Origin of the sequence: Micromonospora sp. CPCC 205546 (assembly GCF_036902715.1) — a bacterium.
Classification (GTDB): Bacteria; Actinomycetota; Actinomycetes; order Mycobacteriales; family Micromonosporaceae; genus Micromonospora.
The window spans coordinates 1-21,279 of record NZ_JBAKHL010000014.1 but is presented as its reverse complement, the minus strand read 5'-3'; the positions used below and the strand labels follow the sequence as shown (position 1 = coordinate 21,279).

Annotated in this window: 5 protein-coding genes; all 5 read right to left on the bottom strand. The window is 75.8% G+C overall.

The window, feature by feature from the left end:
- Positions 1–5 precede the first annotated feature (5 nt).
- A complete protein-coding gene (locus V6U77_RS09945) occupies positions 6–674 on the bottom strand; it encodes a hypothetical protein (RefSeq protein ID WP_334605963.1) in 669 nt (222 codons plus the stop codon).
- Positions 664–1,740 carry a GSCFA domain-containing protein gene (locus V6U77_RS09940; protein WP_334605962.1) on the bottom strand — a complete coding sequence of 359 codons (1,077 nt, stop codon included), beginning with the start codon at positions 1,738–1,740 and terminating at the stop codon, positions 664–666. The genes V6U77_RS09945 and V6U77_RS09940 overlap by 11 nt, the downstream gene beginning before the upstream one ends.
- Positions 1,737–11,159 carry an amino acid adenylation domain-containing protein gene (locus tag V6U77_RS09935; protein WP_334605961.1) on the bottom strand — a complete coding sequence of 3,141 codons (9,423 nt, stop codon included), beginning with the start codon at positions 11,157–11,159 and terminating at the stop codon, positions 1,737–1,739. Before V6U77_RS09935 ends, V6U77_RS09940 begins: the two co-directional genes overlap by 4 nt.
- The gene (locus tag V6U77_RS09930; protein ID WP_334605960.1) at positions 11,159–15,214 is read right to left on the bottom strand and encodes a non-ribosomal peptide synthetase; all 4,056 of its coding nucleotides are present in this window, start codon (positions 15,212–15,214) and stop codon (positions 11,159–11,161) included. Before V6U77_RS09930 ends, V6U77_RS09935 begins: the two co-directional genes overlap by 1 nt.
- Positions 15,211–21,279, bottom strand: a 6,069-nt coding sequence (locus tag V6U77_RS09925) for an amino acid adenylation domain-containing protein (RefSeq protein ID WP_334605959.1), incomplete at its 5' end; no start/stop codon positions are given. The genes V6U77_RS09930 and V6U77_RS09925, both read right to left, overlap by 4 nt.

The window sequence follows — 21,279 nt, the reverse complement described above, 5'->3', positions numbered from 1 at the left end:
CGGTGTCACAGTCCCCGGGCCAGCAGATCGGCCACGATCAGCCGGCCGAAGGCGAGGTTGCCGTGGATCGGGTCGTCCGGCTCGCAGAACGCGGCCCGCTGCCGGCCCGTGCCGTCGGTGACCCGGGCCCGCAGGTCCACGACCTCCACGCCGAGGGCGACGAGCGCGCGGCGCATCGTCTCCTGGGCCGCCATGAAGACCAGCGGGTCGGACATCCCCGGCACCCGCTGCGGCGGCAGCACCGCCAGCACGCGCAGCCCCAGACCGCGGGCGTGGCGGTAGAAGGCCAGCGCGTCGCGGGCCATCGCGCGCACGATGTCGTCGAAGAGCCCGCCCGCCAGGAAGCCCGCCGGGAACGCGCCGTCGCCCGCCCGGTAGATGGCCCAGTTCTGCGTGGTGGCGAAGAAGTGGGCGCTGAGGCCGAACGTCGAGACCAGCGGGACGGCGAGCTGCCCGATGTCGGCCACGCCCAGCCTCGACAGGAAGCCCCGGTGATGCTCCTGCACGGCGGCGTCGCGGAACACCAGGCCGTCGTCGCGGACGTCGAAGAAGCCGACGTTGAAGTCGCGCCCCGAGCCGACCGCTCCACCGACGAAGGGCACCCCGGCCGCCGTGGCCGCGCGGGCGATGGGCCCGGCGTGCGAGTCGCCCAGCAACAGGAACCTAGCCGGCACGGTAGTGGTCGAGGACGGCGTCGTCACAGTAGAGGTCACCTCCGTCGGCGGAATCGGTGGCGTCGGCGCGACGGTCCGCCGCCGTCGTGGGCCGATGCGTCGGCCCGGACTCCCCGCGTTGCCGTTCGAGGGCGTCGAAGAAGTGGCGCATGACGAAGGCGACCCCCGCCGGCGTCACGTCGCGCAGGTTCGGCGCGAAGAAGGCCCCCCGGAACGGGAAGCCGGAGATCAGCTCGTACGAGGGGAAGTAGTCGACGTGGTCGAGTTCCTGGGCGAGCTGGCCCGCCGCGGCCCGCAGCACCGACTTGGAGTAGGTGGTGGCGCTCAGCGCGTGCGCCCCGGTGGCCGTCGCGGTGAGCGGCACCGGCGACACGGTCAGCAGGACCCTGAGCCGGGGGTTGGCGGCGCGCAGCAGCGCGACGGCGGCGGCGAGGTCGCGGTGCACCTCGGCCACGGTGAAGTTGTGGAAGACGTGCCGCCCGGCGTCGAAGGTGCCCCGGACGGTACCCGGGCAGACCGGGTGGACGGTGCCGGTGGCCACGTCGCGCCAGGCCTCGGTCAGACCGAGGGTGAAGATGAGGCAGCCCGCCTCGGCGACCGCCCCCCGGATCGCCGTCAGGGTGGACCGGCGGGCGGCCAGGGTCGTCTCCGCCGAGGCGTAGCCGTCGGGTTCGACCGACGGGCGGTACGGGTCGAAGAACCGGTCGCCGTCGCGCCAGACCTCGTCGGGCCCCGGGTCGTCCGTCAACGCCCAGCTCAGCCACTGCCGCAGCGTGGCGGCGGTGTAGATGGCGCCGGTGCGGAAGGAGAACGCGCCGTAGTGGCGGGCCCGGCGCTCGGCCTCGGTCAGCCCCGGCGGGGGCAACTCGGCCTCACGCCAGTTCATCCCCTCGTCGAGCAGGGCGGGACCGAGGTGGCGGGCGAAGCAGGAACCGGCGGTGAGGACCGCGTCGTCCGGGGCGAGTCCGAACTTCGGCGTCCACACCTCGCCGATGGCCAGCATCTCCGGCTCGGCCACCGCGCTGCGCCAGAACGACCGCGACGGCAGCGACTGGTACGGGTTCATCGCGCCGCCTGCGGGTCGGTGGCGGGCTCCGCCTCGTTGACGGCCGCGGCCACCGCCCGGACGTGCGGCGCCCTGACGATGCCGTAGTGGGTGGTGTCGACGAGGTGCCAGGCGAGCCCGGCCAGGTGCGTCCGCCACTGCCGGGCCTGCTCCTGCGGGGGACCGAGCGCCGGCAGGCCGGCCGTCGGGCGGCCCGCCAGCCAGAGCCGCCCGGGCGTCCCGGCCAGCCGGGGCAGGGTGTGCTGCGCCATGCTCGCCAGGTTGGCCCGGCAGCAGCGCGCCAGCGCGTCCGCGTACGCCGCCGCCGCGGTGTCCGCGCCGGTCGCCGCCCCCAGTTCGTGGGCGAAGAGCGCGGCGAGCCGTTCCTCGTCGTACGCCCGGAAGGTCGCCGCGGCGTCCGGCGGCGGCGGGTCGAGCAGGTAGAGCTCCTCCGCCGGCTGGCCGGCGGCCTCGGCCTCCGCCGCCATCCCGAGCGCCACCCAGGCCCCGAACGACCACCCGCCGAGCCGCCAGCGCCAGTCGCCGGAGGGGAAGCGGTCCCGCAGCGCGGCGTGGTAGCGCGCGGCCCGCTCCGCGAGCGACCAGGACGGCTGCCCGGGACGTGCCAGCGCGGGGTCGGCGATCACGCAGACCGTGAGCGCCGGGTCGAGCGCCGACACCAGCGGGCGGTACGCCTGTACGTCGCCGCCGACCGGGTGGACCAGGCAGAGCACCGTACGCCCGCGCCCCGCCTGCCACACCTGCACCGCCACGGCGGGCTCGGCGGGTCCGGCGGCGCGGACCGGCTCGCCGAGGAGCCCCAGCACCTCCGTCAGGCTCACCCGGTGGCTCAGCTGGGACAGGCTGAGGCTGACGCCGAACCGCTCCTTGACCCGGTCGATCAGGTCCAGCAGCAGCAGCGAGTCGGCCCCCAGGTCGTAGAGGGACGCGGCCGGGTCGAGCCGCTCGGTGCCCAGCCAGTCCCGGAGCCATCCGCCGACCTCCTCGACGGCCGGGCGGGGCGGCGGGGCGGGCGTGGCGACCTGCGGGCCGGCCGGTGGCGCGTAGAAGCTTCGCGCCCGCTCCAGCGCGGTGGTGCAGACGAGCAGGTGTGGCAGCCGCAACCACAGGGCCCGCGCGAAGAGCCGGCGTCCCTCGTCGACGGAGAGACCGACCGCCAGGTGCGCCCGGTGCCGGGCGTCGGTGGGCAGGGCGTCGCGGGCCAGGCCCACCTCGCTCCAGACGTCCCAGCCGATCGAGATGCGCAGCGTGGTGTCGGTGTCGTTCGCCCGGTGCCGGGCGAAGCCGTCCAGGAGCCCGTTGGTGGCGGCGTAGTCGAGCTGGCCGACGCCGCCGAGCTGCGCCGACATCGACGAGCAGTAGACGGCGAACGCCGGCCGGTGCAGCGCGACCAGCCGCTGCACGAGCAGCGCGCCGTTGGTCCTGGCGGCCGTGGCCCGCCGCATCGCGGCCGCGTCCCGCCGGCCGATCAGCCCGCCGGCCGCGATCCCCGCCGCGTGGACGACCCCGTCGACCCGCCGGGCGCCGAGCCGCGCCACCAGTTCGTCGGGACCGGTCTCGGCCAGGTCCACCTCGACGAGGTCGACGCGGTCGGCCCAGGGCGCCAGCTCGGCCGGCAGCGGCCCGCGCCGCGCCAGCAGGACCACCCGGCAGTCGCCCTGCTCCAACAGCCACGCGGCGATGCTCCGCCCGATGCCGCCGGTGCCGCCCAGCACCACGTAGACGGCCGGCCCGGCCGACGGCGGTCGCGTCGCCGGCGGTGCCGGCGGGCGGACCGGCAGCAGCGCCTGCTCCCACCAGTAGCCCCCGCGCAGCGCGAGTCGCCGCGGCGGCGGTGCCTGCTCCGTCAGCAGGGCCGCGAGCGCCGGCGCCCAGCCGGCCGGATCGGGGTCCGGCAGGTCCACCCAGTGGCTCTCGACGTCACCCTCCTGGGGTGCGACCTCGCACACCCCGGCGAGCAGGGCCAGCTCCGGCCGGCCCACGTCGCCGTCCACGGGCTGCGCCTGCCGGGACAGCCACCAGGCCCGCAGCCGGGGCCGGCCGGATCCGGCCGCGGCCGCCAGCAGCGCCGCCGGGGTGTCGACGCAGGCCCGGTACGCGTGGGCCAGCGCGTCGGGGCCGACCGGCCCGTCGACGGCGAGCGGCAGCGCGTGCAGCCACTCGACGTCGTCCCGCCCGGCGGTGGTCGGTGAGGCGGCGTCGGCGCCGCCCAGCGCGTCGAGCAGCCGGCGCAGCGAGTCGGGGTCGGCCGGGTCCACCCGGTAGCTGTCGGGACCGAGCCGGGCGAAGCCGTCGGCGGCGGTGGCGGTCACCACCCGGGCGTGGGACGCCGCGAACGCGCGCAGCGCGGCCGGCGACGGCGGCTCCGCCGCCATGATCACGAGCGTCCTCCGAAGGCGGGCGCCGGGATCGGTCCCCGCGTGCCGCCAGCGGACCCAGTGCGGCTGGTGCAGCCACTCGGCCTCGGGCAGCCGCACCGGCCACGGCTGATCGCCCGGCGCGGCCCCGCCCGCCGAGGTCCCGGGGTCGGGCCGGGCCATGCCCGACGGGGATGTCGCCCCGGCCGGGAGGCCCGCCCCGGTGGGGGACGTCGCCCCCGTCGGCGGGGCGGCGCGGGCGAACTCGTGGTCGACGAGCGTGAACGCGGGAGGGGGGAAGTCCCAGGGCGGCTGGGCCGGCCCGGCCGGCCACCGGATCGGCCGTCCGGCCAGCCAGGCGGCGACGAGTGCGGCCGCCGGCGGCGTACCGGAAGGGTCGGTCACCACGACGGGCGCCGCCTCGACCGGGGTGACCTCGACGGCGGTCGCGGTGCGCAGCCAGGCCACGGCGGCGGCCGCGTCGGCGCAGACGGCCGCCGCCCGCCACCGGCCCGGCGTACGGCCGGCCTGCAGGTGGCGCAGCACCCGGTGGTAGGCCTCGGGCCGCGTCACCAGGTAGTCGGCGACCCGGTCGGCGTCGGCGCGCAGGCCGGCCGCGCTGCCGCTGGCCAGCACCATCACCGGTACGGCAGCCGGCGGCGGCCCGCCGGCGTCGACCGGCTCGGCCGCCTCGCAGACCAGGTGGGCGTTGGTGCCGCCGATGCCGAAGCTGCTCACCGCCGCCACGCGCGGTCGGTCGACCGGCCACGGCCCGGACTTCGTCGGGACGTGGAACGGGGCCGGATCGGGACCCAGCCGTGGACTGAGCCGGCGGAAGTCGACGTTCGGCGGGATCCGGGCGTGGTGCACGGCCAGCACGGTGCGCACGAGGCCGACCACCCCCGCCGCCGCACCGAGGTGACCGATCTGGCTCTTCACCGAGGCCAGCGCGGTGCGGCCGGACTCGGCCAGGTCGAACGCCTGGCACAGCGCCGCCACCTCCACCGGATCGCCCAGCTCCGTGCCGGTGCCGTGCGCCTCCACGTAGCCCAGGTCGCGCCCGACGCGCCCGCTGCGCCGCAGCGCGGCACGGATCACCTCGCGCTGACCGGCGACCGAGGGCGCGGCGAAGCCGAGCTTCTCCGCGCCGTCGTTGTTGACGGCCGAGCCGGTGATCACCGCGTAGACGGTGTCGCCGTCGCGCCGGGCCAGCCGCAGGGGCTTGAGCACCACCACACCCACCCCGCTCGCGGCGACGGTGCCGCCGGCGTCGTCGCTGAACGGCCGGCAGTGCCCGTCCGGGGAGAAGATGTGCTGCGGCTGGTAGCGGTAGCCGGCGGTCAGCAGCGGGTCCACCAGTACGCCGCCGACCAGCATCACGTCGCCGTCGCCCTGACGCAGCAGCCCGGCCGCGACGTGGACCGCCACCAGCGAACTCGCGCAGGCCGCCTGCACGGTGAAGGCCGGCCCGGTCAGGCGCAGGTGGTAGGCCACCTTCGTGGCGAGGAAGTCCTTCTCGTGGTGCAGCGCCAACTGGAAGGAGTCCGGCAGCCGCGCCGGATCGGCGTCGCGCAGCATCGTCTGGAAATAGGTGTTCTCGCCGCAACTGGCCAGCAGGCCGACCCGACGCGCGGCGGGATCGGCGATGCCCGCGTGCGCCAGCGCCTCGACACAGCTCATCAGCAGGTGCCGTTGCTGCGGATCCATCAGCCGCGCCTCCTGCGCGCTGATGCCGAAGTGCCCCGGGTCGAAGCCCAGCGGCCTGGCCAGCTGGCTCCGGGCACCGACCAGGCCGTCGGCGGCCTCGAAGTGCTCGATGCCCCGGTCGCCGGCCTCCACCATCGCCCAGAAGGCGGCCAGGTCGTCCGCGCCGGGCAGGCGGACGGCCATCCCCACCACGGCGACCGGCTCGTCCGCCGGGCCCGCGGCGGTCGGGTCCCGCCCGGTCACCGCCGCCCCGGCCGCCCGGTGCGCCGTCAGGGGCCGATCGCCGGCCGCAACGACGACCCCGGTGGCCGGTGGCGCGGTCCCGGTCGCCGTCGGCGTCGCGTCGGCGGCTGGCGTCACCTCCGCCGCTTCGTCCGGCGTCGCCGGGACGGCGGTGGCCCGCTGCCCGGTGAGGAACCGGGCGAGGCGGCGGATGGTGACGTGCTCGAAGAGGTCGGGGATGGTCAGTGGCAGCCCCTCGGCGGCGCAGCGCAGGTGGAAGCGCATCAGGTCCAGGCTGCCCGCGCCCTGGTCGAAGAAGCGTCGGTCGGGCTGGACCGGTCTGCCGAGGACCTCCGCGAAGAGCCCGGCCAACCGCGCCTCCAGGGCCGACATGACCGGCACCGGCGCGGCGGCGCCGGGGCGCAGCTCCTCGCCCGGCGCGGTCGACGCGCGACGGCGGTCCAGCTTCCCGCTGGCCGTACGCGGCAGCTCCGCCAGCCGGCGGAACCGGTCCACCCGCACGTACGCGGGCAGCAGCCCCGCGAGATGACCGGTCAGCTCCTCCGGGGTCGGCGCCTCGGCCCGGAACTGCAGGCAGGCGACCAGGTGCGGATGGTCGTGGACCACCACGGCGTTGACGACCGCCGGGTGCGTCAGCAGGGCCGCCTCGACCTGGCCCAGTTCCAGCCGGTGCCCGCTCACCTTCACCTGCTGGTCGTCGCGGCCCAGGTAGTGCAGCAGGCCGTCCCGGTCGAACCGGGCCTGGTCGCCGCTGCGGAAGAACCAGCCGAGGCCGGGCAGCTCGACGAAGCGGGCCCGGTCGAGCGCGGGGTCGTCCAGGTAGCAGGGGGCCACGAACTCGCCGCCGATCAGCAGCTGCCCGGGGCAGTCCGGCGGCACCGCCTCGTCGGCGGAGTCCACCACCCGCAGCCAGGCGTTGGCCACGGGGCGGCCGATGGCCGGGCGGGTCGGCCAGGTGGCCGGGTCGCCGTCGAGGCAGAGGCTGCTGACCACGTGGGTCTCGGTCGGGCCGTAGTGGTTGAACAGGCGCGCGCCGGGCAGCCCGGCGAACCAGCGGCGGATGCTGTCGGTGCAGATCAGCTGCTCGCCGGCGGTGACGACCTCCCGCAGCCGTGCCGGGTACCGGCCGAGGCGTACGCCGTGCTCGGCCAGGAGTTGCAGGGCGACGTACGGCAGGAAGATCCGCTCGATGCCGGCGGCGTCGAGGTGCTCCAGCAGGGCCGGCATGTCCTGTCGTCGCCCGGGCCGGGGCAGGTGCAGGGTGCCGCCGCCGCAGAGCGTGCCGAAGATCTCCTGGAAGGAGACGTCGAAGGAGAGCATGGAGAACTGCAGGGTCGCCGCCCGGCCCGCCAGGCCGCCGGCCTCGCTCTGCCAGCGCAGGAGGTTGCCCAGAAGGACGTCGCCGACCTGCACGCCCTTGGGCGTACCGGTCGAGCCGGAGGTGAACAGCGTGTACAGCGGGCGGCCGGCGTACGGCGGCGCGACGGGCGTCGCCGCTCGGGACAGGAGCACCGGGTGGCGGGGGTGCCTGCCCTCGTCGATCGCGTCGAGGGCCGGCTCGTCGCCGGGCGCCAGCAGCACGCAGAGCGGATCGACCTGGCCCAGCACCTGCCGAAGCAGCGCCGGCGGGTACGCCCGGTCGAGCGGCACGACGGTGAGGTTGAGCCGGGCCGCCGCCAGCAGCGCCACCACGTGTTCCACCGACGGCTCGAAGAACAGCACGAGGTGGTGCCGGCCGTCGGTCGACACCGGATGGTCCCGCATCAGCTCGCCGGCGAGCGCCGCGGCGTACGCGTCGAGGTCGGCGTAGCTGAGGCGACGGTCGCCCGCGACCAGCGCGGTCGCGGCCGGCTCCGCCCGCACCCGCCGGGCGAACGCCTCGGCCACCGTGGGGAACACCGACGGCGTGCGCGGGCCCCGGCCCGGCTCGGGCAGGCCGCGGCGGTAGGGCCGCACGAGCTCGGCCAGCGTGCTCGTGCCGGTGCCGACCAGCGCGTCGAGCCCCCGCCGGAACAACTCGGCCGCCGCGGCGACGTCGGCGGCGTCGAAGTGGTCGTCGGCGTACTCCCAGAGGCAGTCGAGGCCGGAGCCGTGCGCGACGATCGAGAGGGTCAGCGGGCACTTGGCGTCGGTCGGGGCCAGCCAGACCGGCCGGGACGCGCAGCCGGGCAGCGCCAGCGCGGAGAAGTCGGTGTTGTCGAGCACGAAGAGGAAGTCGAACAGCGGCGCGTCGGCGCCGAAGTCGTGGTCGGCGACGGCGTGCGCGAGCGCCACGTCCTGGGCGTCGAGCACCGCGCGTACGGCGTCGGCCTGGCGCCGCAGCTGCGCCCGCAGCTCCTCCCGGGGGGCCAGCGCCAGGGGCAGCAGCACCGTGTTGGCGAACATGCCGACGCTGGCCTCGAAGTCGCCCACGGGCCGGTTCGCCACGGGGCTGGCGACGCGGGGGTGGGTGCGTCCGGTCAGCCCGTGCACCGCCCAGCCGAAGAGCGTCAGCAGCAGCGGGAACCGGGTCAGCCCCAGCTCGGCGCCGAGCCGGTCGAGCGCGTCGCGGCGCGCCGGGTCGATCACCGTCCGGAGCAGGTGGTCCCCGCCGCCGCGCTGCCGGATCGGCCGCAGCGGCGCGGCGACCTCCGCCACCTGGGCGTAGTGCCCGCGCAGGGCGTCGCGCCGCGCCCGGTAGGCCGGGTGGGCGAACCAGTCGGCCTGCCACCGGGCGTAGTCCAGCGGGGTCGCGACGGGCGGCACGCCCTCGTCCACCGTCGCGCCGGCCAGGGCCGCCGCGTACGCGGCCGACAGGTCGTGGAACAGCACGTCGAGCGACCAGCCGTCGACGGCGATGTGGTGCAGGTGCAGCAGCAGCACCCCGCCGCCGGCGCGGGCCAGCCAGTACGCCCGCAACATGCGCGGCTGCCCGAGGTCGAAGGGCACGGCGAAGAGGGCGCGGGCGCGCTCGCGCCACCCGGCCGCGCCGCCGTCGTCCCCGCCGGGCTCGCGCCACGGGTCGTAGGGGTCGCCGACCTCCTGGCGCAGCCCCTCGGGCGCGGTGCGGAAGGCGGTCCGCAGCGCCGGATGCCGCGCCACCACCCGGCGCAACGCCTGCCGCAGCGCGCCGACGTCGACCCGGCCGCGCAGCGCGAAGGCGAGCCCCACGTGGTAGGCGGTGGACGCCGGTGAGCGTTGCTGCAGCAGCCAGAGCCGCTGTTGCTCCGAGGTGGCGGGCGCGGACCGGGCACCGGCCGGGGCCGCCGGCACCGGGTACGGCGAACCGGTCGTGGCGCGGGCCGCTTCGACGGCCGCGGCCAGCCCGGCGAGATCGCCGCCCAGCACCACCGCCTGCGGCACCTCGGCGCCCCAGCGCCGCTGGATCTCGAAGCGCAGCCGCAGCGCCTTCAGCGAGTCCCCGCCGCTGGCGATCCACCGGTCCTCCGGCCGCAGGTCGGGCACGCCCAGTACCTCGCCGGCCAGCCCGAGCACCGTCCGCTGCCACGCCGCGCCGGACACGCCACCCGGATCACCGTCGCGTTCGTCGCGTTCGTCGCGGGGGTGCGGGTCGGCGCGCCCGGCGCGTATGTCGTGCGGGTGCGGGTCGGCGCGCCAGGGCGGGTCGGCGCACCGCAGCAGCGCGTCGGAGTCCACCTTGCCGTTCGCGGTCAGCGGCAGCGCCCCGACGCGGTGGACCCGGTGCGGGCGCAGGTACGGCGGTAGGGTCGCGGCGAGGTGCCGGTCGAACTCCGCGAACGACAGGTCGGCGGCGGTCACCAGGTACGCCAGCAGCTCGTTCGTCCCGTGCGCCGGGTCCCGCCGGGTGCACACGTACGCCTGCCGGATGCCCGGGTGGGCGAGGATCTGCCGCTCCACCTCGCCGGGCTCGACCCGGAAGCCGCGCACCTTGACCTGCCGGTCGATGCGACCGACGTACTCGATCCGGCCGGCGGCGTCGGCGCGCACCAGGTCGCCGGTGCGGTAGTGGCGGCCGGCGGTGTCGTCGAGCCAGGGCAGCCGGACGAAGCGGGCGGCGGTCTCCTCGGGCAGGTTGCGGTAGCCGGCCGCCAGCGCCGCGCCGCCGAGGTACAGCTCGGCGACCTCGCCCGGCGCGGCGAGGCGGACGCCGTCGACGACCAGGTGCGCGTCGGTGCCCGGCAGCGTCCGGCCGATCGGCACCACCTCCGCGTCGAAGTCGCGCGGGATCGGATGGCACAGGGCGAACGTGGTCGCCTCGGTGGGCCCGTAGACGTTGTGCAGCCGGGTGCGGCTGGTCGGGTTGTCGCGGTACCAGCGGCGGATCAGCCGGTCGTTGAGCTGCTCGCCGCCGACCAGCACCTGACCGACCCCGGCGAAGCAGTGCGGCAGCTCGTCGACCACCGCGTTGAACAGCGCCACCGTGATGAAGAGCGTGTCGATCCGCTCCCGGCGCAGCGCGGCGTCGAGCAGGTGCGGCGTGGCCACCGTCTCGTCGTCGAGCACGACGCAGCAGCCGCCGGTGAGCAGCGGCACCCAGACCTCGAAGCTGATCGCGTCGAACGCCGGGTTGGCGAGGCTCGCGTAGCGGGCCGCCGGGGGCAGCGCGACGTAACCGGGCCGGGCCAGCCGCAGGACGCCCGCGTCGCGTACCTCCACGCCCTTGGGGCGGCCCGTCGTGCCCGAGGTGTAGAAGACGAACGCGACCGGTGCGGGGGCGATCTCCGGTGACGGCTCCCCGTCCGCGCCGGGCGGGGCGTCCACCGGCAGCAGCGTCGTCACCGGCACCGGCCGGACCCCGTCGGGCAGGTCGTCGGGCGCGTCCGGGCCGTGGACCACCGCCACGGCGGCCGAGTCGCGCAGCATGTGCTCCCGGCGCCCGGGCGGGCTCTGCCGGTCCAGCGGCACCACGGTCGCGCCGAGCCGCAGGATGCCGAGCATGACGCAGACCAGCCGCCAGCCGCGCGGCAGGTGCACCGCGACCGCCTGCCCCGGGCGGGTCCCGGCCCGGCGCAGGGACCGGGCGACGGCGGCGCTGGCCGCGTCCAGCTCGGCGTAGCTCAGGCGCCGTCCGCCGTCGAGGACCGCCACCGCGTCCGGCGTACGGCGGGCCTGCGCGAGCACCGCCGCGGCGAGACCCTGATCCTGCGCCATCACGCCTCCCGTACGGCCGGCGCCGGCGCGCGGGCGGCGCAGATCCGGTCCATCTCGCCCCGCAGCAGCGCGGCGACCCGCAGCACCACCTCGCTCTCGAGGATGTCCCAGTGGTCGCAGTGCACCCGCTCCAGCAGGAAGTCGGCCTCGCCCCGCCGACGCCAGAAGGCGCGCACCTCGCGCAGGAAGCTCTCCTCCCGCCCGGCGGTGGCCTGCAACAGCACCAGCCGCGCCGGTGACGCGGGGGTCGGGTAGTCGCGCATGGTCGAGCGGTTGTGGTTGTAGACGCGGTGGTACTGGTCGATCTGCTCGTCGTCGATGCCCGGGTACATCCCGTTGAACTTGACGAGCTTGTCGCGGAACTCGGCCATGTCCACCGGCTCGATCGCGCCCCGGTGGGCCGGGTCGTCCGTGCCGAGGGTGTCGAGCAGGACGACGCTCAGCCCGCGATGCCCGGCGAGGGCCAGCCGGCGTCCCATCTCGTACGCGACCAGCCCGCCGTAGGAGAGGCCGGTGAGCACCACCGGCCCGTCCAGCAGGTGCGCGACCTGTCGCAGGTAGGCCTCGGCCATCGCCTCGACCGTGGGCAGGAAGTCCTCGCCGGGGTTCACCCCCGGGGACTGGATGCCGTACACGCCGAGGGACTCCGGCAGCGCCTTGGCCAGCGACAGGTAGCAGAACGCGGTGCCGCCGGCGGGGTGCACGCAGATCACCCGGCCGGCGCCGTCACCCGGTCGGAACTCGATGAGGTTGCTCGGCGGCCGGCCCGAGGTGCCCCGCCGCAGCCGGCCGCCGAGCGCCTCGATCGTCGGGTGCAGCATGATCTCGTGGACCGGCAGCGGTTCGCCGAACGCCTCGCCGATCGCGTGGGCCAGCTTGATCGCCGAGATCGAGGTGCCGCCCACGTCGAAGAACCGGTCGTTGATGCCGATCTCCGGATGCAGCAGCAGGCGCTTCCAGATCTGGTAGAGGGTCAGCTCGATCTGGTCGCGCGGGCTGGCCAGGTTGACCTGCCAGGGCGCGCCGGCCCGGGCCAGCCGCAGCACCTCGTCCCGGTCGAGCTTGCCGTTGGCGGTCAGCGGCAGCCGTGGCAGCTCCACGAAGAGCGACGGGACCATGTAGCCGGGCAACCGCCGCGACAGCGCCTCGCGCCACTCGCTGACCAGCAGCGGCGCCGCCCCGCCCCGGGCCACCCCGGCGACCAGTCTCGGCTCTCCGGCGGCGTCGGAGTCGACCAGCACCGCCGCCTCGCGTACGTCCGGCCGGTCCCGCAGCGCGGCCTCGATCTCGCCCAGCTCGATCCGGAAACCCCGGATCTTGACCTGGCCGTCGCGGCGGCCGAGGTACTCGATGTTCCCGTCGGGCAGGAGGCGGGCCAGGTCGCCGGTGCGGTAGACCCGTTCACCGGGCACGAACGGGTCGGGTACGAACCGCTCGGCGGTCGCGCCCGGCCGGCCCAGGTAGCCGCGGGCGACGCCGGCACCGCCGACGTGGATCTCGCCGGTCACGCCGACCGGCACCGGCTCCAGCCGCTCGTCGAGCAGGTAGACGCGGGTGTTGGCCACCGGCCGGCCGATCGGGCACCGCCGGGCCGTCGGCTGCGGGTCGAGGTAGGCGGTGCTGTAGACGGTGGTCTCGGTCGGCCCGTACCCGTTGAGGACCCGCAGGCCGGGCAGGGCCTCCTGGATGCGGTGCAGGCCCTGCTCGGGAAGCGGCTCGACCCCGACCAGCAGCTGGCGCAGCGCCAGCCCGGCCAGGCGGGCGGTCGGGTCCTCGTCGATCCACCGGACGAAGGCCGGCGGCAGGTAGGCCTGCACGACGCGGTGCTCGCGCAGCCAGCCCGTCAGCGCCGCCGGGTCGGCGCGCAGCTTCTCGGGTACGAGGTGCAGGGCCCCGCCGGTGGTCAGCGGCAGGAAGATCTCCTGCACCGAGACGTCGAAGCCGACGCTCGACCAGAGCGCCGCCGCCTCGCCGGGCGCGGCGCCGAGCCGCGACACCCAGTCGTCGAGCAGGTTCACGATGCCGCCGTGCGCGACCGCGACGCCCTTGGGCCGGCCCGTCGAGCCCGACGTGTAGATCACGTAGGCCAGGTTGGCCGGGTGCACGACGACGCCGGGCGGGCCGTCGTGGCGCCCCTCGGCCTCCACGGCGGCCAGGTCACCCTCGTCGAGCACCAGCGCCGGCGCCGCGTCGGCGACCATGCCGGCGAGCCGCTGCGGCGGCAGGGCCGGATCCAGCGGCAGGTAGGCGGCCCCGGCCTTGAGCACGCCCAGGATGGCCACGATCAGTCGGGCCGAGCGACGGGCGTGCAGGCCGACCACCTGGTCGGGGCGTACGCCCCGGGCGATCAGCGCGTGCGCCAGGCGGTCGGCCCGCCGCTGGAGCGTGGCGTGGTCGAGGCGCTCGTCGCCGTCGGCCACGGCGAGCCGGTCGGGGTGCCGCCGCGCCTGCGCCGCGATCCGCGCCACCACGTCCGTCGGGCCGGTGGTCGGTCGCGCGGTGCGGTTGAACTCGACCAACAGGCGGTGCCGCTCGTCCGGGCCGAGCAGCCGCAGCGCCCCCACCGGCACCGACGGATCGGCCGCGACCTCGGCGAGCAGGCGGACGAAGTGCCCGGCCAGCCGGGCGATCGTCGCGGCGTCGAACAGGTCGGTGTTGTACTCGAAGACGACGTGCAGCTCGTCGGCGTGCTCCATCACCTCGACCGACAGGTCGAACTTCGCCGCGCCGGTGCTGCTCGCCAGGGGCCGCAGGGCCAGGCCGGGCAGCTCCGGCCGGCCGCGCGGGATGTTCTGCAGCACCAGCATCACCTGGAACAGCGGCGAGTAGCTGGTGTGCCGTTCCGGGTTGAGCGCGTCCACGAGCTGCTCGAACGGCAGGTCGGGATGGGCGTACGCGTCGAGCAGGTGCCGGCGGACGTCGGCCAGCAGCGCCGCGAACGGCTGCCCCGGGTCCAGCCGGTTGCGGATCACCACCGTGTTCACGAAGTGGCCGATCAGGCCCTCCACGTCGCGGTGGTTGCGGTTGGCGAACGGGGTGCCGACGCAGACGTCGTCCTGCCCGCTGTAGCGCCACAGCAGCACCGACAGGGTTGCCATGAGCGTCATGAAGAGCGTCGCGTCGCCGGCCCGGCCCACCTCGCGCAGGCCCCGCAGGACCGCCGCGTCCACCGTCGTGCCGTGGGTCTCGCCCCGGTAGCGCTGCACCACCGGGCGGGGCCGGTCGGTCGGCAGGGACAGCAGCGCGGGCGCACCGGCCAGCGTCCGCGTCCAGTAGCCGAGTTGGCGCTCCAGCTCGCCGCCGAGGTGCCGGCGCTGCCACAGCGCGTAGTCCGGGTACTGCACGGGCAGCTCGGCCAGCGCGGCGGCCTCGCCCCGCGCGTACGCGCCGTAGAGGGCGGTGACCTCGCCGATCAGGATGCCGACGGACCAGCCGTCGGCCACCATGTGGTGCACGGTGAGCAGCCAGCGGTGCTCGTCGGGACCCAGCCGGAGCAGCGCGCCGCGCACCAGCGGGCCCGTGGCCAGGTCGAACGGCGCCCGGGCCTCCGCCTCGGCGGCCTCGTCGGCGCGGCGCGACCGCTCCGCGCCGGAAAGCGCGGTGAGGTCCGTGACCGGCAGGGCGACAGGCCCCGCCGGCCGCACCAACTGGCAGGGTTCCCCGTCGACCAGGGCGAAGACGGTACGCAGCGCCTCGTGGCGGCGCACCACCTCGGTCAGGGCGCGGGTCAGGGCCGGCACGTCCAGGGCGCCCACGACGTCGAACGCGACCGGGTTGTTGTAGAAGGGGTTGCCGGGGGAGAGCTGGTCGAGGAACCAGAGCTGCCGTTGGGCGAACGCGACCGGTACCGGCGCGTCCGGTCGTGGCCGGCGGGGGATGGTGTCCGCGTCGGCGCCGGTGAGGATCGCGATCAGCTGTTGCTTGTGCAGCTTGATCTCGGCCAGCAGGTCAGGCGTGAGGACCTCGCGGGAGCCCGTGAGGCGCAGGCGGTCGCCGTCGACGCGCAGCCCCACCGCGTGCCGGTTGAGCGTGTCGAGCAGCTCGTAGGCGTTCACAGCTCGACCGTGATGGTGTCGGTGGTCGGGGCGTCGGGCTCAGACGGTTCCGCCCCCGGACGGCCGCCGCCGAGCAGGGCGTAGACCGGCCGGTGGGAGGGTTCGAGATCGAACAGGGCGGTCAGTCGCGCCGTGTCCAGCGCGCCGATCCCGCACAGGCCGAGTCCGCTCTCGGCGGCGGCCATCGTCAGCAACTGGGCCATGGCGCCGGCCTCGATGGCGGTGAAGGTCGCACTCTGCTCCTGGTAGAGGGGTTCGATGGCCGCGCGCTGCGCCACCAGGAACAGCGCGAACGCGGCGGCCTCGAAGACGGGCCGGTTGACGAAGTAGTCGAAGGCGTCCGGGCTCAGCTCGCGGTCGCGGCCGAGCGCCACCAGCCGGTGTGCCGCCGGGTCGTGGTAGTACGCCCCGCCCGGCACCCCGTCGACCCGCCCCGCCTTGACGAGGACGTACGTCTGCACGGCGTAGGTGCCGCCGGCCGAGCCGTACTGGAACTTGGCCCGGCCGTCGACCTCCCGCTCGCGCAGGGCGGCCAGCAGGCGGCCGAGCGCCTCCGCCGGCACCGGGTCCGCCTCGAAGCGGCGCACCGAGCGGTAGTCGGTGTGGCGCCGCTCGTACGCCGGGTCGGCCGGCGCGGCCAGCGCGACCGCCGGGGTGTCGGACGCGAAGCCGCGACGCCCCCGCCCGTCCGCCGTGAACGCGGCGCGCGCGGCCGGGTCCTCGACCACGGTGGCGGCCCGCTGCGCGGTCGCGACGACGGCCCGCTCGGCGGTGTGCTCGCGGAACATCCGCAGCAGGTCGGCGAGGGTCGGCTGGCGCATCAGCCGGGCCAGCTTCGGCCGGAAGCCCAACGCGCCGGAGAGGGCGTTCGCGATCCGGACGATGTCGATCGAGGTGGCGCCGAGCAGCAGCAGGTTGGCGTCGGGCGCGACGACGGGCAGGTCGAGGATCTCGGCGACGATCTCCACGAGCCGCCTCTCGGCCGCGTCGGTGAGCACCGGCGCCTCGACGGTGACGTCGCTCGACGGCTTCGGGTCGGGGAGCCGGCCGCGGTCGACCTTGCCGTTGGCCGACAGCGGCAGCGCGTCGAGGACGGTGAACGACGCCGGCACCATGTACGCCGGCAGCCGCCGCTCCAGGTACGCGACCAGGGCGGCCGGGTCCGGCGCGGGACCGTCCGGCACCACGTACGCGGCCAGCCGCTTGTCGCCCTGCGCCTGGCCGAGCAGCCGCAGGGCGGCGGCGCGTACCCCGGGGTGGCTCTCCAGCGCCGCCTCGATCTCGCCCAGCTCGATGCGGTAGCCGTGCACCTTGACCTGGCCGTCCTCGCGGCCGAGGAACTCGATCGTCCCGTCCGGACGCAGCCGGCCCAGGTCGCCGGTGCGGTAGAGCCGCTCGCCGGTGACGGGGTGGACGACGAAGCTGGCCGCCGTCGCCGCCTCGTCGCGCCAGTAGCCCCGCGCCAGCCCGGCGCCGCTGATGTAGAGGTCGCCGGTGGCCCAGGTGGGCCGGGGGCGCAGGGCCTCGTCCAGCACGTGGACGCCCTGGTGATCCAGCGCGCGGCCGTAGGGGATGCTGCGCCAGGCCGGGTCGACCTCGTCGACCGGGTGGTGGATGGACCAGATCGACGCCTCGGTGGCGCCGCCGAGGCTCTCGACCCGGATCCCGGGCAGCGCCTCGCGCAGGCGGTCGGGCAGGGTGAGCGGGATCCAGTCCCCGGAGAGCATGGCCAGCCGCAGCGACGCCGGCAGCGGGTGGCCGGCGTCGGCGTGGTCGAGCAGGATGCCGGCGAGCGCGGGCACCGAGTTCCAGACGCTGACCCGGTGGGCGTGGGTCAGCTGCCACCAGTGGGCCGGATCGCGGGCCAGCTCGGGGTCGAGGGTCACGACCGCCGCGCCGGCCGCGAGCGTGCCGAAGATGTCGAAGACGGAGAGGTCGAAGCTGAGCGCGCTGACGGCCAGGACCCGGTCGGCCGGCCCGACGTCGAAGCGCGCGGTGACGTCGAGGAGGGTGTTCACCGCGCCGCGATGGTCGATCGCCACCCCCTTCGGCGTGCCGGTGGAGCCGGAGGTGTAGATCACGTACGCCAGGTCGGTCTCGGTCAGGTCGACCGGTCGCAGCGCCGGCCCGTCCACGCCGAGGGCGGTCGCGTCCACCACCAGGCGCTCGACGTCCTCGGGCAGGGCCACCCCGTCCGACCCCACCAGGGCCAGCCCCGCCCCGGCGCGCCGGAGTATCCGCTCGACCCGCTCGGCGGGCGACTCCGGGTCGAGCGGCAGGTACGCGCCCCCGGCGTGCAGGACCGCGAGGGTGGCGACGACCTGTTTCCAGCCCCGGTCGAGCAGCACCGCGACCAGCTGGCCGGGCCGGACGCCCCGCTCCTGGAGCCGCCCGGCCAACCGCCGCGCCTCCACGCGCACCGTGGCGTGGTCCAGGCGCCGGTCGACGGCGAGCACCGCGGGCGCGGTGGGGGTCGCCAGCGCCTGCCGGTCGGCCAGCTCGTGCAGGAGCCCACGACCGGCGGGCGGGGCCGCCGGCACCGGCGGGGCGAGCGGCCCGTCCACGGTGGTGTGCCAGGCGTCCGGCTCCGCCAGCCGGCCGAGCAGCGTCCGGTACGCCGCGAACATCTCGGCGACCAGGCCGGCGGGGAAGAGCTCGTCGATGCTGTCCCAGTTGACGTGCAGCCGCCCGCCGGCCTCCAGCACCGTGTGGTCGATCCACACCTGCGGGGTCTGGGTGATGCCGTGCACCACCTCGCCGCCGAGCGCCGCCGCGAGGCCGCTGTCGCCGACGTCGGGGGCCGCCTCGGCCAGCGTGCTGTTGAACACGATCGGCAGGGCCGCGTGGCGGGTGCCCCGGGCGCGGGCGAGTTCGCGGTTGACCCGTACGCCGCTGACCGCCGAGTGGTCGATGTCCTGCCAGAGCTGCTCCTGCACGGCACGGGCCCGGGTCGCGAAGTCGACCCCGGCCGGCACGTCGAACTCCAGCAGCACCAGCGAGGTGAAGTCGCCGATCACCGCGTTGATGCCGGGGTGCAGCGGCAGCCGGTTGAACAGCGGCAGGCTCAGCGTGAACCGCGGCTGGCGGCTCCACCGCGCGAGCACCTGCGCGAACGCGGTCACCAGCAGCACCGACGGGGTGATCCCGTGCCGGCCGGCGATCGCCTTCAGCCGGCTCCAGCGCTCCGCCGGCACCACCTCGTCGTAGCGGGTGAAGCGCGGCCGGTCGACGCTCTCCGGCTGCCGATGCAGCGGCAGCCGCGGCGCGGGAGCCAAGGCGGCGACCCGCTCCCGCCAGTAGTCCAGCGCCCGCGCGTAGCGCGGGGTGTGACGCAGGGCCCGTTCGGCCAGGACGTAGTCGCGGAAGGTCACGGTGAGCGGCGGCAGGTCGACGTCCGGGTCCGCGTAGAGCAGCGCCAGCTCGTGTTCCAGGATCTGCCCGCTGGCCGCGTCGAGGATCAGCGCGTCGAGGCTGACGTGCAGCCGCGCCTCGCCGTCGAGCAGCGTCACCGCGAACTCGAACAGCGGCCAGCGGCCGGCGTCGAAAACCTGGTGGGACATCCGCTCGCGGGTCTCGCCCAACCGGCGGGCGGCGCTCTGCGCGTCGAGCCCGCGCAGGTCCTGCCGGGCCATCGCGTACGGCGGCACGCTCGGCAGGACCCGCTGGACGCCGTCGTGGAAGACCGCGCGGAGCATGTCGTGGCGGTCGATCAGCCGGCGCAGCGCGCGGGTGAAGCGCTCCTCGTCGAAGTCGCGCAGCCGCACCTCGCTGTAGCCGTGCGCGCCCACCCCGCCGAGTTCGATGGTGGACCCGCGACCCACCCAGTAGGCCTCCTGGATGTCGGTGAGCGGGAACGGCTCGTGCCGGCCGGTGGGGTCCGCGACGAGCGGCGGCAGGGCGTCGACGGTGGGGGCGTCGGGCTGCGTCAGCTCGGCCGCGAGGTCGGCCAGGACCGGCTTGCGGAAGAGGCTGCGCAGCGACAGCCGCGCCGACATCCGCTCGTTGATCGCGTGCACCAGCCGGGTCGCCAGGAGCGAGTGCCCGCCCAGCGCGAAGAAGTCGTCGTGCGCGCCGACCCGGTCGCGGCGCAGCACCTCGGCCCAGATGGCGGCCATCCGGGCCTCCCGGTCGTCGCGCGGCGCGACGTAGGCGGTGGCGACGTCGGCCTGCTCCGGCGCGCGCAGGGCCCGCCGGTCCAGCTTGCCGTTGGCGGTCAGCGGCAGCCGCTCCAGCACCACCCAGCGGGTCGGCACCAGGTGCTCGGGCAGCCGGCGCCGCAGCCGCTCGCGGGCCGCCTCGGCGGTGACGTCGCCGACCAGGTAGCCGACCAGGTGCGGGTCGCCGGGGACGTCCTCGCGCAGCAGGACGGCCGCCTCGCGTACGCCCGGGACGTGCCGCAGGGCGCTCTCCACCTCGCCCGGCTCGACCCGGTATCCGCGTACCTTGACCTGGTCGTCGGCGCGCCCGACGTACTCGATCGTCCCGTCGGCCCGGCGCCGGACCAGGTCGCCGCTGCGGTACATCCGCTGGCCCGCCCCCGCGAAGGGATCCGGCAGGAACCGTTCCGCGGTCGCCGCCGGCCGGTTGAGGTAGCCACGGGCCAGACCGGCGCCGCCGATGTAGAGCTCGCCGAGCACGCTGGTTGGCACCGGTTCGCACCGCTCGTCGAGCACGTAGAGCCGGGCGTTGGCGATCGGCCGCCCGATCGGCGGCAGCGCCGGCCAGTCGGCCGCCGTCGCGGTGGGCAGCGCGAACTGGCTGACCACGTGGGTCTCGGTCGGGCCGTACTGGTTGTAGAGGTAACCGCCGCCGAGGCCGGCCACGAGGGCGCGCACGTCGTCGTCGACCCGTAGCGCCTCGCCGGCGGTGACGATCTCGCAGCCGGACGCGAGCGGGGCGACGGCCCCCGTGAGACCGGCCAGCTGGTGCAGCACGGCCGCCGGCAGGAACGCCCGCCCCACCCCCTGCTCGGCGAGGACGTGGCGGAGCTGGCCGAGGTCGCGGGCGCGCTCCTCGCCGATCAGCACCAGCGTGCCGCCCTGGCAGAGGGTGCTCCAGATCTCCTGCGCGGAGACGTCGAAGCCGATCGACGCGAACTGGAGCACCCGTTGCGGCGCGGGGCTGCCCGGCGCGGCGTAGCGGAGCTGCCAGTCGATCAGGTTGTCCAGGCACCGCCAGGTCTGCGCCACGCCCTTGGGGCGGCCGGTGGAGCCGGAGGTGTGGATGACGTAGGCGAGGTGGTCGGGTCGGGTGCCGGGGTCGGGGCTGGTGGTGGGTTGGTCGGCCCAGTGGTGTGCGTCGGCGTCGAGGTCGATGAGGGGGGTGGTGGTCAGGCCGTCGAGGGTGGTGCGGGTGGCGTGGTGGGTGAGGACGGCGATCGGGGCGCCGTCGGCGAGCAGTTCGCCGAGGCGTTCGGTGGGGTGGGCGGGGCCGAGGGGAAGGTACGCCCCGCCGGCCTTGAGGACGGCCAGCAGCGCGACGATCAGCTCCGGCGACCTGCGCAGGCAGACCGCGACGAGGGTGTCGGGGCCGACGCCGTGCCCGCGTAGGTGGTGGGCGAGTCGGTTGGCGCGCGCGTCGAGGTCGCGGTAGGTGAGCGAGGTGCCCTCGAAGGTCACGGCCACCGCGTCGGGGGCCGCGGCGACCCGCTGCGCGAGGCGGTCGACGACGCCCCGCTCCACCGGCGACGGTACGGCCTGGCGCAACGCCTGCTCCCGTTCCCGCTCGTCGAGCAGGGTGAGCTGGTCGATGGGCTGGTCGGGGTGTGCGACGAGTTGGGTGAGGACGTGGTGCAGGTGGCGGATGTGTCGCTGTGCGGTGGCGGTGTCGAAGAGTGCGGTGGCGTACTCGAGGCTGCCGGTGATGCGGCCGTCGTGCTCGGCCAGCGCGAGCGTGAGGTCGAACTTGGCCGTGGTGTGCGGCGGCGGCAGGGCGGTGACCCGCAGGCCCGGAAGGGTCAGCTCGCCGTCGTCGGTGTTCTGCCAGGCGAACATGACCTGGAACAGGGGGGTGTGGGCGAGGTTGCGGGTGGGGTTGACGGCTTCGACGACGTGTTCGAAGGGGAG